At 59.0% G+C, this 398-nt stretch carries 1 protein-coding gene; it reads left to right on the plus strand.

Features of this window, described 5'->3' with window-relative positions:
• Nucleotides 1-398, plus strand: a 398-nt coding sequence (locus AC1DKD_RS42340; protein ID WP_477144881.1) for an HIRAN domain-containing protein, incomplete at both ends; no start/stop codon positions are given.

A 398-nucleotide genomic window follows, 5' to 3' on the forward strand; every position in this document is an offset into this window, starting at 1 on the left:
GAGCGAACTGGTGGCCGGCCCTGACGGTATGCCGCCACTTCGCCTCGTATCGTCCAGCAACGGCTTGGACTTGGCCCTCCACAACGGGCAGTTGGTCGATTACAAAATCCTTGCGTTGCGACATTTTCAGATTTTCGCGTTCCGCGTCGTTGGCATGGGCTTCTATGAGGATCCGAACAAACCGTTCAAGTTCCGGAACGGCCAACGCGTTCAGGCTGTCCGCGAACCCAACAACGAACACGACGCTAACGCTGTCGCGATCACGACGGGCCGCCCAGCGAAGAAGATCGGCTACGTGAACAAACAGCGAGCCACGTGGGTCGCCAAGCTCTTGGACGCCGGTCAGGAATTGGATGGCATCGTAATTCAGAGCAAGGCGGCTTCGCCCCGTGTCCTCC

Source organism: Cupriavidus sp. 05T313 (assembly GCF_056396665.1).